We start from the raw sequence: 24,113 nt of genomic DNA, 5'->3' as shown, positions 1-24,113 counted from the left end.
CTAATTATCTTCTATTATTGATGTCCTTCGATGATTTTGTCTGGCTTCTTTGCGGCGTTTAATTGAAGCTGACCTCGTTTGAGTCCTGTAAGAATCTTTTTGTAAATAAGCTTGTTCATCACTACTTAAAAATTCTGCAAGTGAACTAATAGTTGGTCTTTCATAAATGCTGATTATCGGAATATGGGCATTTAATTCTTTTTGTAACTGGGAAATTATCTCAACACCAATTAAAGAACTACCTCCCAAATCAAAAAAGTTATCATAAATACCAATCTTTTCAATTCCTAAAACTTTTTGCCAAGTTGTAGCAACTATATGCTCTATATTGTTGCTAGCTGGGACATACTCACTTTGTAAGTTTGCTCTGGAATGGAGTGATAAACTACTTTGAATATTTGATGATTCCTTGTCTTGTAAAAAGTTTCGTTTTATCCATTGTTCAATTCTCGGTTGTAGTTCTCCCGCAGAAACAACAATTTGAGGAGTTTTAGTTAGAGATAATACACGGCTAAAAACATCTATGCCTTCCTGCCATGTCATGCGTAATTTTTCTAAGGCGACTCCCACAGTTAGATCCTGTATATTGTCTTCTTGAGATTGCCAAGTATCCCAGTTCACACTAATACAAGGAAACAAATTTATCTGGTTGTGCTTGTGAGCATAAGCATCCATAAAAATGTTAGCGGCAGAATAGGAACTTAACCCTAAACCTCCTAAAACAGATGATGAGGAAGATGTGAATAAACAAAAATCTAACTTTTGACCTTGCAAAACTTTTTCTAAAACAAATAGTCCATACACTTTGGGATTAAATTGTGATTGACTTTGAGTTTTAGAACTTTCTTCGATAGTATAATATGCATCGTCGTTAATTCCGGCTGCATGGATCGCGCCATGAATTTTACCAAAGCGTTCATTAACTAACGCTATAGCTTGTTGCATTTGTTGTTCATTAGCGACATCAGCGGCGATCGCCTCAACTTGGGCACCTAATTTTTCAAGCCTCATCACCTTTTTCAGCTTCTGGCTAACTTCATTAGATTCATCATGAGTTAGTAGCCATTCAGACCACTGATGTCTTTCAGGTATGCCTTTTCTGCCGATTAAAACTAACTTAGCCTGCATTGTTTTTGCTAAGTATTCTGACATTGCTAAACCAATGCGACCAAGCCCACCAGTAATTAAGTAAACACCCCCTTCCCTCAACTTGGTTTTACTGATAATGCCTTCATCTAAATGCACAGCTTCGTATGTTTTAACCCAGCGATGATTACCACGATAAGCAATTAAGTTATCAGTTATTGGCGCTGTAAATTCTGTAAGCAGTGAATCTATGAGTGTTTGTGATGGCTTAATTCCAGATTTTGGCAGTACGATATCAAAGCAACAGCAAGTTATGTTGAGATACTCTTGTGGAATTACATTGCATGGCCCTAATATAGTTGCTTTCTCAGGACATAAATTCTCGCTGCCAGTTATGTCATGTAGATTGCTGGTAACAACCATCAACTTTATTGGGTCAATTATATTCTGTTTTGCCAAGGCTTGTGTCAGAAATAGCAGACTATCAAAACCAAGATTTTGGCAATCTTCAAAAAATTGATATTGTGTTTGTGGGTCTAGCTCTTGACTAGGTAAAATATCGTTAGGAGTAACGCTCCAAAAGTGTGCGATCGCTTGTGGAATCCAATTCTGTTCTTTTAATGTTTCCAGCAAGGTATCATAGTCATCCTTTTGTTGAGGATTGATTGTATATGTACACTCATCAAGCTTGGAAAATTTATCTGCAACCCTAACGAAAATTACATCTTGACTTTGTTGTTTAAGTCGTTCAGCAATTTCTACACCTAGCCCATAAGTATCAACAAAGACTAACCAACATGACTTTTGTTCTACCAGCCTTTCCTGTTGCAAAAACTCAATTGGTGTAGATTCTTTCCAGCGAGGAATGTAGAACCAGTCAGCAATATCTGGCTTTTTATTTGAAGTTTTTGGCGACATCATTGCCAAAGTCGCATTTCGATTTACCTCAATCCAGTAACGTTGGCGCTCAAAAGGGTAAGTAGGTAATGGTATCCGATGACGCTTTTCATCTACATAAAAACCTGACCAATCAATTTGAATTCCTACTAACCAAAGCTTACCCAAAGTGTTAAGTAAAAATTCTACATCTGATTGTTGCTCTTGAGGATGTCGTATCGAGGTTAGTGCTATGAGTTTATCTGTTTGATGTTGTTTCGCCAAACTAGTTAACGTCCGCCCCGGTCCAAGTTCCAACAGTATTGGCTCTGACTGTTTGAGTAATTCAGTGATTCCTAAACTAAAGCGTACTGGTTGCCTTAAATGTCTAGCCCAATAGTTAGGGTCTGTTGCTTCGGCTGCGGTAATCCAAGTTCCGCTAACATTAGAAACAAACGGAATTTTTGGAGAATTGAGTTTTACTTTTTGTAATGACTGGATGAAAGTCTCAATGATGGGTGACATCATTTGAGAATGAAAGGCATGAGAAGTATGTAACCGCCTACAGTTTACACCTATTTGTTCTAGCTTGTGTTGTAATTTCTCTATTGCTTCTGTTGCACCGGACACCACACAAGAAGAAGGTGCATTGTTCGCAGCTAAAGAGATTTCCTTGTCTAGCAGTTGTTGTACTTCTTGTTCTGGAAGCTGAACCGAGAGCATAGCACCACCAGGTAACTGCTGCATTAGTTTTCCTCGCATTGCAACTATGGCTAGGGCATCTTCCAAAGAGAAAACTCCAGCGATCGTTGCAGCTACATACTCCCCTATACTATGACCAATCATCATCTCAGGGCGCACACCCCATGCCATCCACAACTTGGCTAGAGCATATTCAATCACAAACAATGCTGGTTGAGTTATTGCTGTTTGCTGCAATTTTTGTGTTGCTTCTTGAACTGTTTCTGCGTTGGGATAGAGAACTGTACGCAGGTCTAATTGCAAGTGAGGTTTGAGGAGTTCGCAGCAGTAATCAATTTGCTGTCTAAATATGGTTTCACTCTCGTATAATTCTCGACCCATATTTACATATTGCGAACCTTGTCCGGAAAACATAAATGCAACCGGGCGATTAGAAGGTTCTTGGTAATGGGTGAAAGCTCTTTGAGGATCTTGCAATGCGTTGATTGCATCTTCTTGGTTTTGGCAAACTACCATTCGGCGATGGTTCAAATTCCACCGCCCTAATTGTAAAGTATGAGCAACATCTGCGAGGTTTATATCTGGATTTTTTTGTAGGTAATTAACCAGATTTTCTGTAGCAGTTTCCAGTGCTGTATTCGTCTTAGTTGAAAGTAATAATAATTGCCAAGTTCGAGAAGGACTAGAGGATTTAGTTATAGGAGCTTCTTCTAAAATTACATGGGCATTTGTCCCGCCAAAACCAAAGGAACTAACACCCGCACGGCGAGGAGTACCGTTAGTTTTCCACTCAGATAATTTATTGTTTACATAAAAGGGACTATTGGCGAAATCAATTTGGGGTGATGGTTCTTCAAAGTTCAAACTGGGGGGAATTTGTTTGTGTTTTAAAGCTAGTGCAGTTTTAATCAAACCTGCTACTCCAGCAGTTGAGTCTAAATGCCCAATGTTGGTTTTCACAGAACCAATGCCACAAAATCCCTTGTTCTGAGTTTTAGTACGGAAAGCTTGTGTTAAGGCAGCGATTTCAACGGGGTCTCCTAAAGAAGTCCCGGTTCCATGCGCTTCAATGTAGCTAATAGTATCGGGTTCCACCTCAGCCATAACCTGAGCAGCTCTTATTACCTTGGCTTGACCATTTACGCTGGGTGCGGTGTAGCTAACCTTATCTGAGCCATCGTTATTAATTGCAGAGCCTTTGATAATAGCATGGATACAATCTCCATCTGCGATCGCTTCTTCTAAGCGCTTTAAAACTACAAGACCCAAACCTCTTCCTTTTACTGTTCCCGCAGCCTTTGCATCAAAAGCACGGCAATGTCCATCAGGAGATTCAATTCCTCCCTCTTGATATAAATAACCATCTGCTGTTGATATTGAAACTCCTCCTGCTAAAGCAATATCACACTCACCACTGAGCAAACTTTGGCAGGCTAAATGCACAGCAACCAATGAACTTGAGCAAGTAGTTTGAACCGCATAACTTGGCCCCTGCAAATTTAATTTATAAGAAGCAAGTGTAGTAACATAATCTGGAGAAGTTCCTTTTTCTATCTGCTTATCACCGACAGAGGATATAAGCTCGTAATTGGAATAAATGTTAAGTAGATAACTGCCAAAACTTGTACCAGCGTAGACCCCAATCGGTTTTTTATAGATATCCGAACTATACCCGGCATCCTCAAGTGCTTTCCATGAATATTCCAAGAAAAAACGGAGTGAAGGGTCCATAACTTCAGCTTCTCTGGGGCTGATGTCGAAGAATGAAGCGTCAAACAAGTCTATACCTTCGACTACACCCTCTGCTTTAACATAATTGATGTCGCTTAATAAAGCCGCATCTACACCTAAATCTTTTAATTCTTGGTCATTAAATCTATGTATTGACTCTACTCCGGCTCGGAGATTTTGCCAAAATTGCTCAATATTTTCAGCATCGGGGAAACAGCCACTCATACCAATAATAGCTATTTCCAGACCAGTTTTATTACTTAAATATTCTGAATTTTCCATAATTAATGTTATGTGTTGACTATTAATTATTAAACATTCTGTTGCCGTTTTTGTAAAAAGCGTTGCTTTAATCTTACTTTACCAGCTTCTAACTGTTCATTTAATTCATTGCTTTGATTTGCAAAGCTATCATCTTGCTCTAGATTTAAATACCGCGATATGGAACTGATTGTTGGATATTTAAACAGGTCGGTTATTACTAAGTCAGCTTTAAAAAGCTCCCGCACTTTGCTGTAAACCTGAAGCACATTTAGCGAATGACCACCAAGATCAAAAAAGTTATCTTGAATGCCGACTTTCTCCACCTTAAGTATTTTTTGCCAAATATCAGCAATTGCATGTTCCATTTCATTTCGTGGCAATACGTAAGCTGTTTCTAATTCCGGGCGAAGATTATCTGGTTTGGGCAGAGCTTTGCGGTCTACCTTACCGCTAGGTGCTAGCGGTAGATTTTCTAGCATCACAAAGGCAGAAGGTAACATGTGGTCAGGTAACTTTTCTTTTAAGAAGCTACGCAATTCACTAATACTAGGAACTGCTTCTGTCTTAGCAACCACATAGGCAACCAATTGCAAGTTACCTGGTTCGTCCTGTTGAACCACGACTACATTTTCACGTACATTCGGGTGCTGACCCAGAAATGTCTCAATTTCCCCAAGTTCAACCCGGAAGCCACGAATCTTCACTTGATGGTCAATGCGTCCAAGGAATTCTATATTTCCATCAGGAAGCCACCTTCCTAAATCTCCAGTTTTATAGATTAAATCTCTGCGATTTTCTGGTAAGTTCTTCCTAACATTTCTAAACGGATTGGGAACAAAGCTAAAATTAGTTTTTTCTTCATTCTTCCAGTACCCATCACCTACACCAATTCCCGATACACAAATCTCTCCAGGAGCGCCAATGGGTAATAGTTGCATTTCCCCATCCAGAATGTAGAGATTTAAGTTGGCTAATGGTTTACCAATTGGAACTGCTCGCTGATTTTCTAGTAAAGGCTTGTCAACGATAAACTGAGTGATATCATCAGCAGCCTCGGTAGGGCCATAAGCGTTAACAATTTTGATTTCAGGATATATCTGGAGCCATTTATTAACCCAACTTACCGATACTGGTTCCCCCACAACCATCATCCATTTCAAATCAGGTAATTCTCTTTCATGAATTGGTAATTGGGCAGTATATTCAAGCAAGCCTCCAAATAATGCTGGTACTAATTCAATAACTGTAATTTTTTGTGTTTTGAGTGCTTGAAATAGTTTATCAGGAATAGCAACCGTTTCTATATCTACTATTACTGTCTTACCACCGATTAAAAGTGGTGCCAAAAATTGCCATACAGAAATATCTGTGGAAGAAGGAGCACTTTGGAGAAAACAAAACTCCTGCGTTAACTCCAACTCATCAAATTGGGCATAAATATGATTGATTGCACCATCATGCCTGACAATTGCCCCCTTTGGTAATCCTGTAGACCCGGAAGTATAAAGCATATAAGCTGGGTCAACAGCATCATTTATAACTTCTACATTATCATTAGATAGCTGCTCAAAATCAAATTTATTATATATTTTTAATCCTGTTTGTTTAGCAAGCTGTGTATTCTCATTCACAATGCTATCTAAACAAATAATAGATGATAATTGTGAACAACCTTCTACCAGATCGGATAAAAGATTGAATAGCGAAAAATCTGTTAATAGCAATCTAACTTCGCTATTAGATAGCATATATTTAATTCTATTTGCTGGATAGGTACTATCAATGGGTACATATGCCCCACCTGCCTTGTATATAGCAAGAATAGCAATAAGAAAATTGATGTCGCGGTCTTTAAAAATGCCTACGAACTCCCCTTTACTGACTCCTAATCTCCGCAATAATTCAGCTAGCTGATTAGCTTTATGATTGAGTTCTTGATACGTTAGTTTAGTTTGTTGATGAATAACAGCTATATTATTTGGAGTCTGAGATACTTGCTTTTGAAATAATTTATTTATTGTCTGATCAACTGGATACTGTTTAGTATTATTATTAAATTCCGTTAACAGCTGGTGTTGGTCAAACTCTTTCAATAAAACAATATCAGATATTTTAGTATCAATGTTATTTATAACATTTTCAAGGACATTAGTATAATATTTACTTATCAATTTTATATTTTCGCCTTGAAACAAATGTTCTTTGTAATCTATATCTGCACTAATATTTTCACCGTTAACTGTAAAAGAAATCGTTATGTCATTACTGAGTTGATTTAAATTACTTTTGAGATGAATATTTTCTAAGCAAACTACTATGTCAAAAATTGGACACCGATGAGGACTTGTTGGTAGCTCTAATAAATCAATTAGTTCATCAAAATTATAGTTTTGATGACTGTAAGCTGCGATCGTAGCATCTTTAACTTTAAAAAGAAAATTTTTGAATGAAAGTTGAGGTGTGACTTGAGTAAGCAAAGGAATAACTTTGGTATTTACGCAATCGATACCAATTTTTTCGTATATTGGTATTCCGACAATAACATTGTTATTTCTAGTATATTTTTGCAGCAATATATTTAATGCAGATAAAAGTATCAAGTAGATTGAAAAATAAGAGCCTTTGCCTAGCTTAATGATTGCTTGAGATAAATTATCTGATAAATCAAAGCTAAGAGATTTGTTTTTGCCACTATAAAATAAAGGTCTTACATAGTCCAGCATCAGATTGGTTTCTGGTAATTCTCCTGATAGTTTATTTATCCAATAAATTTTTTGAGAGAATGAGTCATTTGAGTCTAGATGTATACCCATATTTTTCTCCTTGTAACCAATTACTTGCTGATTTATAAATACTAGTATTGAAATCTACTAATTTATGCAATCATCAAAAGCTTCTTTGATAATTGAACATCCTTTTTCCAAGGTAGACATATCAATAATTAAAGGTGGCAAAATTTTTATAACAGTATCATTTCTGCCTGCACGTTCAACTATTAAGCCTAGTTCAAAACAACGCGAAGTGATACTTTTAGCTAAACTGCTACCGCCAAAGTTTTTAACATCAATTCCCCAAATCATCCCAATTCCCCGGATTGCTATATTTTCACTAATTGGTAATATTTGTTGAGTTAGAAAATTTTTCAAAAAAAGCTCTTTAGCTTTAACATCTTGTTCAAAATTACAACTTTCTCTATACTCTAAAGCAGCTGTTGCTCCTACAAATGCCAGTTGATTACCCCTAAAAGTACCATTATGTTCGCCCGGTTCCCATATATCTAACTCTGGCTTAATCAATAATAGCGACATTGGAAACCCATACCCACTAATAGATTTAGAGAGTACTACCATATCAGGAACGATATCTGCTCTTTCAAAAGAAAAGAAAGGCCCTGTTCGACCACAGCCGACTTGAATATCATCACAGATTAATAAAATATCATTCTGGTCACACAACTTTCTTAGTCTTTGCATCCAGTCAATAGGAGCTATAACAACTCCACCTTCAGCTTGTACTGTTTCAAAAATTATTGCTGCTGGTTTTTCAATTCCAGAGTTGACATCATTTAAAACTGTTTCTATATATTCTATTGTGTCAAAAGTTTCCATAAAGCCATAGGGATAAGGCATAAATGTTACATTATTTGATGTACCAATTGCCCCTGCTCGAATTCCGACATTACCACTAATGGACAGGCTACCCAAAGTCATTCCATGATATGCTCCCATGAAGGAGAATATACCTGATCTTTGTTTTACTTTTCTGGCTAACTTTAAAGCTGCTTCAACTGCATTTGTTCCTGTTGGCCCACAAAATTGAATGCGATAATCAAGTTTTCTTGAACTTAGTACTACCTCATCAAACTTGGCTAAAAACTTTTCTTTAGCCGAAGTATACATATCCAAACCATGTGCAATCCCATCGGCATCTAAATATGACATAACCTTTTGCTTTATATAATCATGGTTATGTCCATAGTTTAAAGCGCCTGCTCCTGCAAAAAAATCAATATATTCTTTGCCTGAATCCGAATAAATTATAGAACCTTTAGCTCTATGAAATATATCGGGAAAACTACGGCAATAGCTTCTGACGTTTGATTCACACTTTTCAAATATATTCATGAGAGTGTTTTGTTTAAATTCCCAAATGGATTAAGAAATCTGCTGATTATCCACACTGCATATTTAGTTGGCATTGTCTAATTATTTAAGAAACATAATTTAGATAAGACTTATAAAATTTAAAAATAATTTTAGGTGGTACTTTTAATACTAAGCCCATAGCTAATAAAAAGTTATAGTATAAGTTTTGAACTGGCATACCTTTTCTAACAGCTGCTAGAGCATTCAGTGAACTTTTTTGGGTATGCCAATCGATATTAAAAGAAATTGACATATCTAAACTCCGAACATGATGTAGCGTTCCGGGAGGCATATATACAATATCCCCAGGATTTACAATAAATTTAATTGGTCTGGCATTCTTGTATTCAGGATATTTATTGAAATCTGGGTTTTCTGGATTAACCAGAAACCATCGCCAGCCTTTGCGATAACAATATTTAGCATCTTCAGGCAGTAATATAGTAAATTGTTTCCGTCCGACAATTTGAAAAAAAATATTGTTAGTCAGAAGACAATCAAAATGTAGTGGTGTAATACTATTAGAAGAACCTAAGAAAAACTGGCAGTAACGCCACCACTCGTGCCAATACCACTCTGGCAAATAATCAAAAGGAAATGGTTGAGCATCTTCCACTAAAGAAGGTATTAAGCTAAATAAAGGTAGGTCATGACAATATGGCGGTCGAGCATGATTTTGAGGATCTTTTTCATATTTTTCTATTAATTGTATATATCTTTCCATTGTCAAACTACATATCTCGATTCCCTTTACACTAAAGGTTTTTGCGTAAATATTTAGAGATGGAGATAAATTTTTAAGGTATTTTAAAGACCATTTATCAAAGCCATTCCAGCTTGAAATTACTCCAGAAATTATGACTGGTTTCCCTAATTCAACATAATCTTTCTTGAATTCCTCACTTGAGAGTTTATATCTTCTTTCTATTGCAGATGAAACAATCATAGTTTTCTTCTTTTGGATATTGTCAATTATCATGAATTTGATCAATATTTTTACTTATTGGCGGTAATAAAGATAACTACGTTTTAAGTCTTATATACATCGGCTTACTAAGTTATCATTTTTATGATATTGATACTAGTTAATCGTTAATCATTGAGTAGTTTACTATCAGCCACTTAAAAAATTTGAGCTAATTCCAAGTCAAATAATGCTTCTTTTTCTAAAACTGTTGTTATTTTCTGTTGTTGTGGTACCAAAAATGATAAGTCCTTAATTTGAACATAAGGATTAGTCATTATTTGTTGTAGCAGTATTTGAAAATCTCTAATTATCCCAGTAATTGTAGTAATATCAAATCTCCGAGAATCATATGAAATTGCCACTATAATTTCGGACTCTGGATATATAACTAAATTCAAGGGGTAGTTGTTTCTGTAATAAGTTCCAGTCTGTTTAAATCCTATATTTCCTTTCCAATTTCGCACAAATTGACTGACTGGAAGATTCTCAACCACAACAATAGTTTCAAACATAGGTAAGTTTCGAGGGACTTGACTCCAACCTTGAATTTGAGTAAGTGGAGTATATTCATGATGACGCGCTTCTACTAATTGAGTCTGAAAATCTTGTAGCCATGACAACAACTGTTGCTCAGTATTCAATTTGACATTAATTGGTAAGGTATTTATAAACATACCAACTATTGAATCTACTTCGGCTAAGTCAACTGGTCTTCCCGTGACAGTGCATCCATAGATTATATTGTTGCGAGAAGTGTAACGACTGAGGAGAATAGACCAGATTCCATGAACTAATGTGGCAAGAGTAAGACGATTTTTTGTAGCAAAAGATAGCAATGCTTTTGTAGTCGCTTCCGATAGTTTAATTCTCTCTTCATCGTACCTTTCCTCTTGGTTAGATAATTGATTGTTTTCTATATAAGTCAGGGGAGTTGGTGCTTTAACTCCTTGTAATGCTTGCCGCCAAAAACTTTCGGTCTTAGCTATGTTCTGTTGCTGCAACCAGTCGATATAATTCCTAAAAGGACGAGCTGGTGGTAAGGTTACTTCTTTGCATTCACAAAGCGCTTCGTAAATTTGTAAGCATTCTTCTAAGATTATCGGGCCAGACCATCCGTCTGTAGTTATATGGTGATTACTCCAAATAAATTCATAGCGTTTATCAGCAAGACGAATTAAAGTTAGACGCATTAAGCATGGTTGGGAAAAGTCAAAACCTAATTTGCGATCGCTCTCTAGAAATGATTTGAATCGCTCTTGTTGTTCTGCTTCTTCAATGCCACGCCAATCGTACTGATTTAAGGTAATTTTTACTTGTTTATAAACAACTTGTAATGGATTATCTATGTCTTCCCAATAAAATCCTGTACGCAAAACTGTATGCCTATCTACCACTCGTTGCCATGCTTGTTCAAAAGCCTCTACATTTGGATTACCATGCAAAGTTAACGTGTGGTGAAAAAAGTATAATGCTGACTCGCTTGCATACAAACAGTGAAAGAGCATACCCTTTTGTACGGGTGTAAGTTCATAAATGTCCTCGACATTTTCAGCTTTCATTGTGTTTTTTTCTCAGTTGCTCGGTTAATTTTTGCCAGAAATTTATCTAGGTCTTGTTGGCTCAAGTTAGCTCTAGGGAAGTCAGAAGGTGTATATTTTTCTGCTTCAAGAGCTTGACAGTGACCAATGATAGATTGCATCTCTCCAATGAAACTTTTGGCTAAACTTCCAATTGTTTCTCGACGATGAACTGCTGTGCTATAAGTCCAACTAAATTGCAGTTGACCTTGAACAATAATTGCCTTTATTTCCAGTAAGTAAAATCGATTTGCACGTGGACTTTGGCTAATTTTAAGAGACTGCCTAGTTAAATCAAATAAAGATGACTGCGATATAATAGGATCAAAATTACCTAAGTAATTAAAACTTACTTGAGGTTGCGGAAAAGATTTCAGATTTGAATTTATTTCTGGATTGCTCGTTATATAGCGCAGTATATCGTACCCAATTCCTTTATTTGGAATGCTACGTAAATACTCTTTGACTGCGATCAATGCACTTCCCTGCTCAGAAGTTTCTGTTATATCTAAAATGGCTGGAAAGCAAGTTGTAAATAAACCAACTGTACGGGACAGGGATATATTATTTACATCTGTTAAAATTGTTTCTCGACTATTATCTTCTATATCTACCCATAGTTGCTTCTCTCCCGTCCATTTTTGAAAAGCTTGCACTAATGCTGTTAGTAGAACATCGTTGATCTGGGTGTTATAAGCCTTATTGACATTTTTTAATAAGGCTTGCGTTTCCTTTTTATCCAAAGAGATTGATACTATATCAGCGTTACCTACTGTGTTTTCAGTTGCAGAATAGTCAACAGGTAGACTGCGGAAAGGTTTTTGGGCTTTTGCCAACCAATAGTCTTGCTCTTGGATTATTTCTGAAGTCTGAGCGTACTCTTGTACACACTGCGTCCATCGCTGGAATGAAGTGCTTTTATCAGACAACTGTATCGCTTTACCTTGACTAAGTTGCTGATAAGCTGTTTGTAAATCTTCTAGCAAAATCTGCCAAGAAACAGCATCTACTAAAAGATGGTGGATGGTAATTACTAGGTAGCTACTTTGCTGCGATCGCAATTCAATAAAAGCAACTTTTACCAGTGGGCCTTCACTTAAGTTGAAGTTACTTTGTAGTTCTGTAATTGCGGACTCAAAAGCATATTTTTGTTCCTTTTCTGAAAATGAAGACAAATTTATATGCTTGCATACCATTATATCATTGGTATTAGCTTTTATTTGCTGCCAGCCAGATTCTTTTTGAAGAAAACGCAGACGAAATAAATCGTGGTGTTCAATCACATATTCTATAGCCTGCTTTAATATTTTGGGATTGCATATTTGTTGCATTTCCAGTATTAAAGACTGGTTTAAGGAATGTGCATCTGGTTTAACCTGGTCAAATAACCGATGCTGAATAGGTGTTAAATATACTTCTTTAGTTACTGAAATATTTTCAGCCTGGTTAGTTTCAGCTACCCCTGTTGCTGTCGCTAATTCAGCAATAGTCTGGTGCAAAAACATTTGTTGAGAAGTCAACTTCAAACCTAATTGGTTAGCTTTGGCAACAATTTGAATTGTAATAATGGAATCTCCTGCCAATTCAAAAAAGTTGTCATGAATACCAACTTTCTCAATTCCCAGAAATTGTTGCCAAATATCAGCAAGGGTCTGTTCGATTTCGTTACGAGGAGAAACATAAGCATTTGCTAAGTTTGGGCGGGGATGGCTTAGTTTGGAAATATTTGTTTTTGATGTATCTGATAAAAGCGCTAATTCTTGTTCTAGATAATTGAAAGAATTGTTCTTCTTAATTACCGTTTGTAAGTCTTGCAAAGAGACAACAACATGAGGCAAGCTACTTAGCAAAATGCGATTAAAAGCTTCGGCACCTTCTTGAGATAATATTCCTTTTTTGAGATCCTCTTCACGTTGGAGCTTTAATTGTTCTGGTAGTGCTGTCTCTACTGCCATCCCTACCTCTTGCCAAGTACCCCAGTTAATTGCCACTGTAAATTGGTCAGATTTAGAAGTACGATAATGTGCATAAACATCTAGAAATGCATTAGCTGCACAATAATCGACCTGCCCAAATTCACTCAAGATAGAACTTTGAGATGAACAAAGTACTAGAAAATCTAGATTAATATTTTTTAAGTTTAAAATCTTCTCTAATACTAATGTACCTTTTACTTTTGGCGCTAATACGCTGTTTGCTACATCCTGTGTTTTTAGTTGAACGATGCCACCACCAGCAATACCTGCTGCATGAATGACACCATTGATCTGACCAAATTTTTCTAAGGCTTCAGCAACAGCTAGCTGCATTTGTTCGTAGCTGGCTACATCGGCACTTTTAACTTGAACCTCTGACCCCAACTCTTCCAATACGAGCATTTTTTGGATCTTGCGGCTAACACTATCTTGACTATCATGAGTTTCTAGCCATTGCTTCCACTGCGATCGCTCCGGTAATCCCTTTCTGCCAATTAAAATTAACTTAGCTTGTACTGTCTTGGCTAAATATTCCGCCAACACCAAACCTATGCCACCAAGTCCACCAGTAACTAGGTAAACTCCTCCTTGCTTTAACTTAGTTTTAGCTGGGGTGCTTTCATCCAGACGGACAGCTTCAAAGGTTTGAATCCAGCGATGATATCCACGGTAAGCAACTATATTATCGGTTTGCTGTGTTGTCAGTTCCGTAATCAAATAATCAATAAACTTTTGTGTTGGTGAGATGTTAGAAGCAGGAATTACTACATCGACAATACAAGAATTAATGTTTGGGTATTCCTTAGGAATTACCTTACACGGCCCCAATATAGTTGCCTTTTCTGGGCATAATTTTTCATCACCAATAACATTGTATAGATTGTTAGTTACAACCCTCAACTTCAGAGAATCACTAATATTTTGCTTTCCTAATGCCTGTGTTAAATACAATAAACTCCAAAAACCAAGATTTTGGCAATCTTCATAAGTTTGTTCTTTGAACTTATTACAAGATAAAGTATCATTTGGCGTAATGCTCCAAAAGTGAGCTAATCCATTTGGAATCAAACTATCTTTTCGAAGTTCTTGAAGTAAGGCATCGTAGTCATCACTTTGCCGGGGGTTAATAGTATATGTATATTGGTTCAGCTTAGTAAAGTTCTCTGCGACCCTAACTGTAACAACATCATGACTTTGCTGTTCGAGTCGTTTGGCAACTTCACCTCCAATTCCATATTCATCGATAAAAACTAACCAGCGGGTATTTTGCTCAGTTGCTAATTCCTTCCCTTGGAAAAACTCAAGTGGTGTAGATTGTTTCCAGATTGGGATATAAAACCAATCGGCAATATCTGGCTTTTTAGCTAATGGTTTTTGCCATGCCTTTGATAACGTAGTTTCGGGGTTAGCTTCAATCCAGTAACGCTGACGTTCAAAAGGATAGGTAGGCAAAGGAATATGTCTGCGTTGTTCTTTTGTATAAAAGCCTGCCCAGTTTATTTGCAATCCTGATAGCCAAAACCGAGAGAGAGTATTGAGCAAAAATGCGACATCAGAAATTTGCTCTTGGGGATGTCGTAACGAAGTTAGAACTACAGCCTGTGAAATCAACTGTCGTTTGGCTAAGGTAGTTAATGTTCGTCCTGGGCCAACTTCCAAAAGCATTCGCTCTGGCTGTTGCAGTAGTTCGGTGATTCCCTCGTTAAATAATACGGGTTGTCGTAAATGTTTAGCCCAGTAGTCAGCATCAGTCGCCTGCTCTGCTGTAATCCAAGTTCCCGTAACGTTGGAAACAAAAGGAATTTGAGGTGGTTTCAGGTTGACTTCTCTAAGATGCCGTACAAATGGCTCTAAAATCGGCTCCATCATCTGGGAATGAAAAGCATGAGATGTATGCAGGCGGCGACAGTCAACACCTTGCTGCATCAAACGATTTTGTAATAGTGCGATCGCATCAGTAGCACCAGAAACCACACAAAGAGATGGTGCATTACTAGCTGCTAAAGAAAGTTCTGAACCCAACATAGGTTGTATTTCTTTGACAGACAGAGAAACGGAAAGCATCGACCCTGGTTCGACTTGTTGCATTAGTCGTCCGCGAATTACGACTAATGGCAATGCTTCTTCTAAAGAAAAGACACCTGAAATACAAGCAGCTACATACTCACCGATGCTGTGACCAATCATCGCTTGCGGATGGACACCCCACGCCATCCAAAGTTTAGCAAGGGCATATTCAATTACAAATAGCGCTACTTGCGTTAAAGAAGTTTGTGTAAGTTGTTCTGTAGTTTCTACCGTCGAGGGATAAAGTATATCTTTGAGGTCTAAGTTTAAATGTGGTTTCAGCAATTCACAGCAATCATCAACTTGTTGCCGAAAAATCGATTCTGTTTCATATAATTCCCGTCCCATGTTTACATACTGTGCTCCCTGTCCGGGAAACATAAACACAATTGAATGGTTACGGGTTTCTGAAAAATTACTTAAAACTCCTTGTTGGTTTGGCGCTGTTAATGTCTTAATAGCATCTTGAATATTCTGACATAGCAACACTCGACGATGGCTAAAATTTCGGCGGCCAACTTGCAAAGTATGAGCTACATCAGCAAGATTGGTATCAGGATGCTGTGCTAAATAATTAGCAAGGTTAGTTGTAGCTGATTCTAAAGCCGTTTGAGTTTTTGCAGAGATAACTAACAACTGCCAGGGGCGAGAAACACTCTCTTTGGTTGTAAAAACTGGAGCTTCTTCTAAAATTATATGGGCATTAGTACCGCCAATCCCAAAAGAACTGACTCCTGCACGTCTAGGATGTTTGTCTACTTTCCATTCGGAAAGTTTATTGTTGACATAAAAGGGACTGTTGGCAAAATCAATTTGAGGGTTCGGTTCCTCAAAGTGCAGGCTAGGAGGAATTTGTTTGTGTTTAAGAGCTAAGACTGTTTTAATTAAACCTGCAACACCAGCAGCTGCATCCAAATGCCCAATATTTGTTTTTAAGGAACCAATTGCACAGAAGTTTTTCTTTTTTGTACTGCTTTGAAATGCTTGTGTTAGTGCAGCGATTTCAATTGGATCTCCTAAAGATGTTCCCGTTCCGTGAGCTTCAACATAAGTTATTGTTTCTGCTTCTAACTCCGCAACCAGTTGAGCCGTTTTGATAACTTTAGCTTGACCTTCTATGCGGGGTGCAGTGTAGCTAACTTTGTTTGAGCCATCGTTATTTATCGCCGAACCTTTAATTACAGCATGGATAAAATCTCCATCATTTAAAGTATCTTCTAATCTTTTCAAAACAACGATTCCCGCACCTTCTCCATTCACAGTTCCCCGTGCTTTAGCATCAAAGGCGCGGCAATGTCCATCAGGAGAATTAATACCTCCTTCTTGATAAAGATAGCCAGCTTTTCTTGACGCGCTGATGGAAACACCACCAACTAAAGCTATATCACATTCACCGTTGAGCAAACTTTGGCAGGCTAAATGTACAGCTACTAATGAGGTTGAGCAAGCTGTTTGAACTGTATAGCTAGGCCCTGTTAAATTAAGTTTGTAAGAAGTACGTGTAGCAAGATAATCTTTATCGCCAGCGATCGCTATTTGACGATCGTCTACTGAGTTTCTAATATTTTGATTAAAATAAATATTTAATAAATAACCGCTTAAGTTAGAACCAGCAAAAACACCTATGGAACCATTATATGTTTCCGAATTATATCCGGCTTTTTCCAGCGCTTCCCAAGCACACTCTAAAAAAATCCGGTGTTGGGGGTCAGTCATTTCTGCATCTCTGGGATTAAAACCAAAAAAGTCAGCATCAAAAAGTTCTGCATCTTCTATGACAGCGTTTCTTTTAACATAGTTGGGATTGCTGAGAAGCGCTGCATCAACTCCTGCTTCCAATAGTTCTTCATCACTAAAAACAGAAATTGATTCTATACCATTTTGGAGATTATGCCAAAAATCATCAACATTTTTAGCTCCAGGGAATCTTCCTGATAATCCAATAATTGCTATTTCTGAACCGTTAGTAGTATATGCACCAGTTGGAATATTCATTATTTGTTAATTCCTTAATTATTTTCAACTGATTTCATTTTTTGTAGACGTTTTCTTTGTTGCGCTTTCCCAGATGAAATTTTCTCTGCTTGAGTATCATTCTCTTGTAAAGATGCAGTGGCATTTGGAGATGAACTTAAATACTCTGCTAAGGAATGGATGGTGGGATATCTAAACAGATCAAGGGTTGATAGTTCTGCTTTTAATATCTCCTGTAATTGGCTATGAACTGTGACTAAAAGTAATGAATGACCGCCAATTTCAAAGAAATTATCGTGAATGCCTATCTTTTCAAGATTCAAAGCTTTTTGCCAAACAGAGGCTATCGTCTTTTCCACCTCAGTTTGCGGTATCACATAAGCAACTTCTAATTCTGGGCGCAGAACATCGGGCATTGGCAATGCTTGACGGTCTACTTTGCCATTAGATGTTAATGGTAATGCTTCTAATATCATAAAGGCAGTTGGTACCATATGATCAAGCAATTTATTCTGCAAGAAGCGGCGCAGTTCAGGAATTGTTAATGTTTTGTCTGGTTGGAGAGTTGTATAAGCTATTAAACTTTGATTTCCAGATTTATCCTCCCGAAGGATAACTACACTTGTTGATACTGATGGATGTTGATTAATAACCGCTTCAATTTCTCCTAATTCAACACGGAAACCACGTATTTTAACTTGGTTATCAATGCGGCCGATATACTCAATATCTCCACCTCGTAGAAAGCGAACTAAATCACCTGTCTTGTAAAGGCGATCACCTTCTTGTTTACTAAAGGGATTGGGGATAAATTTAAGGGCTGTTAATTCAGGTTGATTTAGATAACCTCTGCCTAGCCCAAATCCGCCAATATGCAATTCACCGGCTACTCCCATTGGTACTGGTTGCAGATATTGGTCTAAAATGTACAACTGGGTATTAGCGATCGGCTTACCAATGGGTATGGAACCTGAAGAATGTTTCCCGACTGGAACTTGATAAACACAACAGCCTACTACTGTCTCTGTGGGGCCGTATTCGTTTACTAATATTGTATCTGGAGCTACATCTTGCCAGAAGGTGATGCTTTCAGCTAATAAATTTTCGCCACCAATGATAAAAGCTCTCGTTTTATTTGCGATCTCTTCTTTGGATAACTGTTGTTTTAGTAAATCCAAGTGAGCCGGGGTAATTTTCACTAAACTTAAATTTGAGCTTTTCTTTAAAGCTTGAGAAAGGGTTTCAATCCCTTGTTCTTCTGATAGTAATTCTACTGTGCGACCAACTAATAAAGGTGAAAAAAGACTGGTGACTGTTAAGTCAAAACCTAGAGGCGAGTGGACTAAAGTTCCTACTCCTTGTTCTACTGCATATCTTTGAGTAGCCCAACTTAAGTAATTAACTAATCCTTGATGAGGGATGAGAGTTCCTTTAGGTTTACCAGTGGAACCGGAGGTGTAAATAACATAAGCTAAATTTAATCCGGTTGTTCTAGTAATTGGATTTTCATTTTTTTGTTGGTTTATAGTTTTGCGATCGCTATCTATACAAATTACTTGAATTTCATTTGTAGCTAAATCTGCCAATAGATGCCGTTGAGTTACCAGCACTGGCATTTGTGAATCACTTAGTATAAAACTTTTCCTTTCTAAAGGGTAGTTAGGATCAATCGGTACATAAGCACCACCTGCTTTTAAGATGCCTAAAAGTGCAATCAACATTAAAGGCGAACGCTCGACACAAAGTCCCACCATTACATCTGGCTTCACGCCTAATTGTTGTAGGTAATGAGCTAGCTGGTTAGCACGAGCATTTAATTCTCGGTAGGTAAATTGCTGATTTTGGTAAATAACAGCAATGTTATCTGGCGTGCGATCGCACTGCTGTTCAAACCAATGGTGGATACACTTGTATTGTGGCTCTGCTGTTTTAGTATTGTTGAATGCAACTAAGAGTTCTTCCCGCTCTTGCTCACTGAAGATATCCAACCGTGATATTGCTGTAGAGGGGTTGTCAAGAACGCTAGTTAACAAAGTTTGCCACTGATTCGCCAAACGTTGAATATCTTCTTGACGGAAAAGTTTTCCATCATAGTGAAATTCTACTTTGACTAAATCATTTTGTGTACGGACACAAGAAAGTCTTACTTTAAATCGCTCAAAGCAGACGTAATGCTGATAAATTGAAAATTCTACTTGAGGAGCATAATAATTAGTTAATGTTTCCTCAAAATCAAAACCAAATGGTAAAAATGAATGTTCTATATCATCTCCATCTGTTTTAGGAAATGCGTCCCAACTAAAACTATCCTGCCATTCAAGTATTTCTTCTGTTAAGTTGTTAACCTGTATCAAAGTATTACTGAATGTATCATTTTCTTGCAGATGATAAGCTAGGGGTAAATATTTGGCAAATAAACCTAGTGCTGGTTTTAATTCTTCATAATTGCGACCATCACAGCCTAAACCTACAATTAAGTTTGATTGCCCAGTAATACGCCAAAGTAGAATTTGCCAGCAAGTAAGGAAAAATCTATCTATTGAGATTTGATATTTTTGGACAATTTCTTCAATCTTAATCAGTAAATCGTTATGAATCGCTAACTTGATCGATTGAGGTTCAAATTCCGATTCTTCAGAAAGTCGATTCTCAAAAGGAAACTTTAAGGTATCCAAAGCCGAAAAATCTAATTGCTGCCAATATTTTCTTCTGGTTGTAGTCTCCTCTGCTTCAAGTAATTCATTTTGCCATGTAGCAATATCAGCATATTGTAGTGGTTCTTCGCTTATTTCTGCACTCTGCAAGCAGGCAGTATAATACTGACTAATTTCATAAGCTATATTTTTTAATGTTTTATAGTCGGCACAAAGAGATGGTAAGTTTATAAATAAAAGGTATTTTTTTGATGAGCACTTTAGCAATTCTATGTTTAGTAATTTTTCTTGCTTTAAATTTACTGATTGTTCCTTTTTTTTCTCGAAAAGTGCTTCTATCTCTTCGTCTTGAGAAAATTTATTTTCTAAAGTATGCTCATTTAACAATACATTGCTGTTAGTCTCTATTACCTGAATAGGTATTTTTAAACCACGCGGGCGATGAAAACTTGTACGAAGAATCTCATTTCTATCAATAACTTTCTGTAAAGCCTCTTTCAATATCTCTATTTCTATATCTCCTTCAATAAGGATAGCGCATTGACTTCGATATAAATTACTACCTTGCTGTAGTAACCAAAGGTGCTTTTGTTGAGGAGATAGTGGAAAACCTTGAATTATTTGTTGCATTTTTATTTCTAGATTCCAATTTCCAATTTAGTCAAAATTTTTTACAGATTCTAATAGATAACCATCAGTTGAAAAAATTAACTATCTCAAGTTTGACTAAAACTTATCAGTTCGCTCATCGCAACAAAAAGCTTACGTTCTCCCACATAAGGATTGCGTCCATGAGCGGTTAACACGTTGTCCAGTAATAATACATCTCCTCGCTCCCAAGGAAAACATACTTCTAATCTCTGATATACCCCACAGATATCAACCATTGTAGAGTCTTCAATCGGAGTACCATCTCCGTAAAAGCAATTTCGTGGCAAATCTTCTGTTTTAAAAGATGATAGTAGTGACTCACGGGTTTGTGTATCTAAACAAGCTAAATGCCAATGTTGTGCTTGATTAAACCAAGAAAGTTCACCTGTTTGAGGATGCTTGATTACAGCTGGACGAATAGAAATCGTTCTCAATCCCCCATCGTTTTTCCATTCAAAATTAATTAAATTATTTTGACAAAACTTTTCTACGTCTGCTCTACTTTTAGTTTGAAAAACCGTTTGCCAATCAAGCCCTAATCCGCTTCCATAATTACGAACATACATAACTTGCTTTTCAGCAAATTGTTCCCTAATCTTGGGTTCTATGAATTGAAACACCTTACGACTATCAACTATTGGGGTTTCTCCTCCTTGTTCTGCAGGTTGACGACAGCCGAACAAAATTTTTGCAGGCCAGCGATAATTAAAAGAATTTTCGTTATGCCACAATAACTTACTATCCGCAGGATAAGAAACTGGAGTATAAACTTTGCCAGTTACTGTTTCACGAGTATGTTCACCATTTTCATTAAATAGTTGTGAGCAAACCGCTAGACCAAATCTTTCAAATGCGGCTGCTGTAGTAATATTAAATCCTTTAAAAAGTATAGCACCATGTTTGATTAAATTTGTATATACAAATTCTCGATTTGCCTCCGCCCAATCTGCGATATCAATATCTGATACGGATGGTTTGATAATTAACGGTAGGGTTTGCTCATCTCCAAAACTATCTAGTTTGATTAGTTCGGTTTCTAAATTTATGTATTTTCTCCCACCTTTGTGTAATTTTTGCGGGGAATTAGAATTAATTGTTTTTATTTGTTTCATTTTACTCCTCAACTTCAGTTACAATGTCAATTACTTTTCGCTTAATTATGCTTAATCTTTGTTGAGATTTCTCTTTTCGCTTTCCTTCTTGATTTAGCTGATATTCTTTGTCTGACTGGATGATCATTTCTTCTAGTTGATTTAATCTGATAGCAGGATTTACAACAATTTGAGACAAAATTGCTTCAAAACTATTTAATAATCGGGCTATGCTACTAGCATCCAATAAGTCTTTGTTATATTTCAATAACCCAACTATTCCTTGCTCTGTATCTGTTAGTTCCAGGAGCAAATCAAATCTGGCGATCGTATTTTCTAAATCATCTAAGCGAGTCAATGTTAAATCTGAAAGTGCTAAAGGATGTATAGGAGCATTTTGGAGGATAAACTTGACTTGAAATAGAGGAGTTTGGTTTAAGTCTCTTTTTGGATTAAGAGCGCTAACTAGTTTCTCGAATGGTAAATCTTGGTGAGCATAAGCTTCTAGGCAAACTTTACGTACTTGTTGCAAAAATTCGCTAAAAGTGGGATTTCCATATAGGTTACTACGTAATACCAATTGATTAACAAAAAAACCAATTAAATTTTCTACTTCAATTTTATTACGATTGGCAATGTCAGTACCAACAACAATATCTTTGTCGCCTGTATACCAATAGAGTAAAATTTTAAATGCTCCGAGTAGCGTCATAAATAATGTCGTTCCAAGACTATCACTAAGCTTTTTAATCGCTTGGGACAATGTCTTAGAGAGTACTAAAGTTTGCCGCTTCTCTTGAGAGTTTTTTAGTTTTGAAGTTTGACGAATTTTAGGTAATTGTAAAACTGGTAAATTATCTCCTAATTGCTTTTCCCAGTATCTAAGTAAAGTATTAAGTACTTCACCCTGCAACCAGCTTTTTTGCCAATTAGCAAAGTCTGCATACTGGATATTCATCTCTGTAAGTGGTGAAAGCTTACCGCTAGAAAAAGCTTCATAAAGTACTGACACTTCTCGAATAAATACTCCTTCTGACCAAGCGTCAGAGATAATATGGTGCATCGTCACCAACAACATATATTCCTTAGCTTTCAATCGTACAAGAGTTAATCGCAACAAAGGAACTTGTGCTAAATCAAATGGTTCTTGGTAATTTGCTAGTCTTAAGTTTTTTACCTCTGCTTCATAATCAGCATCAGGTATATGTTGTAAATCTACTATTGGCAAGGGTATCTCTAATATAGGTGCAATAATTTGAACTGGTTGCCCATTTATAATGTGGAAACATGTTCTTAATATTTCATGTCTTCGCACTATTTCATTAATACTTTGCTCTAAAGCTGTTACGTTGAGCGAACCTTGTAGCAGTACTGCGCTAGAACCATTATAAATATATGAATTTGGATCTAATTGATGCAGAAACCATAATCTTTGCTGTGCAAAAGATAGGGGTAATTCTACTTCTCGTGAAACCCGTTCAATTGGTGGAGTTGACTTAGCGGCTAGCTTTTTATCCTCGATACTTTTGGCTATTCTTGCGATCGTCTGTAATTCAAAAAATTGGCGCAGTGGTAACTCTACATCAAATATTTTATTAATGCGGGATGTAACTTTGGTTGCTAACAGTGAGTGTCCACCCAATTCAAAAAAGTTGTCGTTTATTCCTATTTTTTCTAGGCCAAGTACTTGCATCCAGATAATCGCTAACTGTTTTTCAACAAGCGTCTGAGGAGCAACAAAGGTTTCTTCAAATTCTGGACGTATTAGTGCAGGTAATGCTTTGCGATCAACCTTACCATTAGGCGTGAGCGGTAGTGCCTCTAATATTACAAAAGCCCCTGGTATCATGTAGCTTGGCAACTTTGACTCCAAAAAGCTCCGTAGTTCAGGAACTGTCAGTGTTTGCTCGACTTTAGGAACTACATAGGCGACTATTATTTGAGAATCCCCCAAATTATTGCCTATTACAGCTACAGTTTCTCGAACTGTGGGGTGCTGCCTGATTACAGCTTCAATTTCTAAGAGTTCAATACGAAAACCACGGAGTTTGACTTGGTTGTCAATGCGACCAATATACTCGATTTCTCCATTTGTTAAATAGCGGGCTAAATCCCCAGTTTTATACAGACGTGCTGCTTCTTTGCTGAAGGGATTGGGGATAAATTTCTCTGCTGTCAAGTCAGGACGGTTAAAATAGCCTCGCGCAAGTCCATCCCCACCGATATGCAATTCCCCTGCTACACCTACAGGAACTAACTGGTTATATTGGTCTAGAATGTAAAGTTGCGTATTCGCGATCGCATGACTAATCGGTATAATCGTGCTGTCAGTTTCAACCTGAGATGCTGCTG

9 protein-coding genes are annotated in these 24,113 nt (G+C 37.1%); all 9 read right to left on the bottom strand.

What is annotated here, in order from left to right:
* Nucleotides 1–4,677, bottom strand: coding sequence for a type I polyketide synthase (locus tag RM347_RS27330; RefSeq protein WP_322716244.1), 4,677 nt, complete (start codon nt 4,675–4,677; stop codon nt 1–3).
* 29 nt (nt 4,678–4,706) lie between these two features.
* Nucleotides 4,707–7,472: a non-ribosomal peptide synthetase gene (locus RM347_RS27325; RefSeq protein ID WP_322716245.1), complete on the bottom strand. Its 2,766-nt coding sequence runs from the start codon at nt 7,470–7,472 to the stop codon at nt 4,707–4,709.
* Between the two features lie 57 nt (nt 7,473–7,529).
* Nucleotides 7,530–8,783 (bottom strand): diaminobutyrate--2-oxoglutarate transaminase, encoded by a 1,254-nt coding sequence (gene ectB, locus RM347_RS27320; protein WP_322716246.1) that lies wholly within the window; start codon nt 8,781–8,783, stop codon nt 7,530–7,532.
* 85 nt (nt 8,784–8,868) lie between these two features.
* On the bottom strand, nt 8,869–9,750 hold the full coding sequence (locus RM347_RS27315) for a cupin-like domain-containing protein (RefSeq protein WP_322716247.1): 882 nt from the start codon (nt 9,748–9,750) through the stop codon (nt 8,869–8,871).
* 176 nt (nt 9,751–9,926) lie between these two features.
* Nucleotides 9,927–11,330, bottom strand: coding sequence for a condensation domain-containing protein (locus RM347_RS27310; protein ID WP_322716248.1), 1,404 nt, complete (start codon nt 11,328–11,330; stop codon nt 9,927–9,929).
* The gene (locus RM347_RS27305; RefSeq protein ID WP_322716249.1) at nt 11,327–17,386 is read right to left on the bottom strand and encodes a polyketide synthase; all 6,060 of its coding nucleotides are present in this window, start codon (nt 17,384–17,386) and stop codon (nt 11,327–11,329) included. Before RM347_RS27305 ends, RM347_RS27310 begins: the two co-directional genes overlap by 4 nt.
* A gap of 14 nt (nt 17,387–17,400) precedes the next feature.
* Nucleotides 17,401–20,649 (bottom strand): non-ribosomal peptide synthetase, encoded by a 3,249-nt coding sequence (locus tag RM347_RS27300; protein ID WP_322716250.1) that lies wholly within the window; start codon nt 20,647–20,649, stop codon nt 17,401–17,403.
* Nucleotides 20,650–20,735: 86 nt separating this feature from the next.
* Nucleotides 20,736–21,782, bottom strand: coding sequence for a TauD/TfdA family dioxygenase (locus RM347_RS27295; protein ID WP_322716251.1), 1,047 nt, complete (start codon nt 21,780–21,782; stop codon nt 20,736–20,738).
* 1 nt (nt 21,783) lies between these two features.
* The coding region (locus RM347_RS27290) for a condensation domain-containing protein (RefSeq protein ID WP_428850621.1) at nt 21,784–24,113 on the bottom strand (2,330 nt) is incomplete at its 5' end.

It is taken from the genome of Nostoc sp. ChiQUE02, from assembly GCF_034531305.2.
Lineage (GTDB): Bacteria > Cyanobacteriota > Cyanobacteriia > Cyanobacteriales > Nostocaceae > Nostoc.
This window is presented reverse-complemented; position numbering and strand designations above follow the sequence as displayed.

What these genes read in the sequence shown, in the direction of transcription:
- RM347_RS27330 (WP_322716244.1), bottom strand. Translation starts at nt 4,677, where the DNA reads ATGGAAAATTCAGAATATTTAAGTAATAAAACTGGTCTGGAAATAGCT.
- RM347_RS27325 (WP_322716245.1), bottom strand. Translation starts at nt 7,472, where the DNA reads ATGGGTATACATCTAGACTCAAATGACTCATTCTCTCAAAAAATTTAT.
- ectB (WP_322716246.1), bottom strand. Translation starts at nt 8,783, where the DNA reads ATGAATATATTTGAAAAGTGTGAATCAAACGTCAGAAGCTATTGCCGT.
- RM347_RS27315 (WP_322716247.1), bottom strand. Translation starts at nt 9,750, where the DNA reads ATGATTGTTTCATCTGCAATAGAAAGAAGATATAAACTCTCAAGTGAG.
- RM347_RS27310 (WP_322716248.1), bottom strand. Translation starts at nt 11,330, where the DNA reads ATGAAAGCTGAAAATGTCGAGGACATTTATGAACTTACACCCGTACAA.
- RM347_RS27305 (WP_322716249.1), bottom strand. Translation starts at nt 17,386, where the DNA reads ATGAATATTCCAACTGGTGCATATACTACTAACGGTTCAGAAATAGCA.
- RM347_RS27300 (WP_322716250.1), bottom strand. Translation starts at nt 20,649, where the DNA reads ATGCAACAAATAATTCAAGGTTTTCCACTATCTCCTCAACAAAAGCAC.
- RM347_RS27295 (WP_322716251.1), bottom strand. Translation starts at nt 21,782, where the DNA reads ATGAAACAAATAAAAACAATTAATTCTAATTCCCCGCAAAAATTACAC.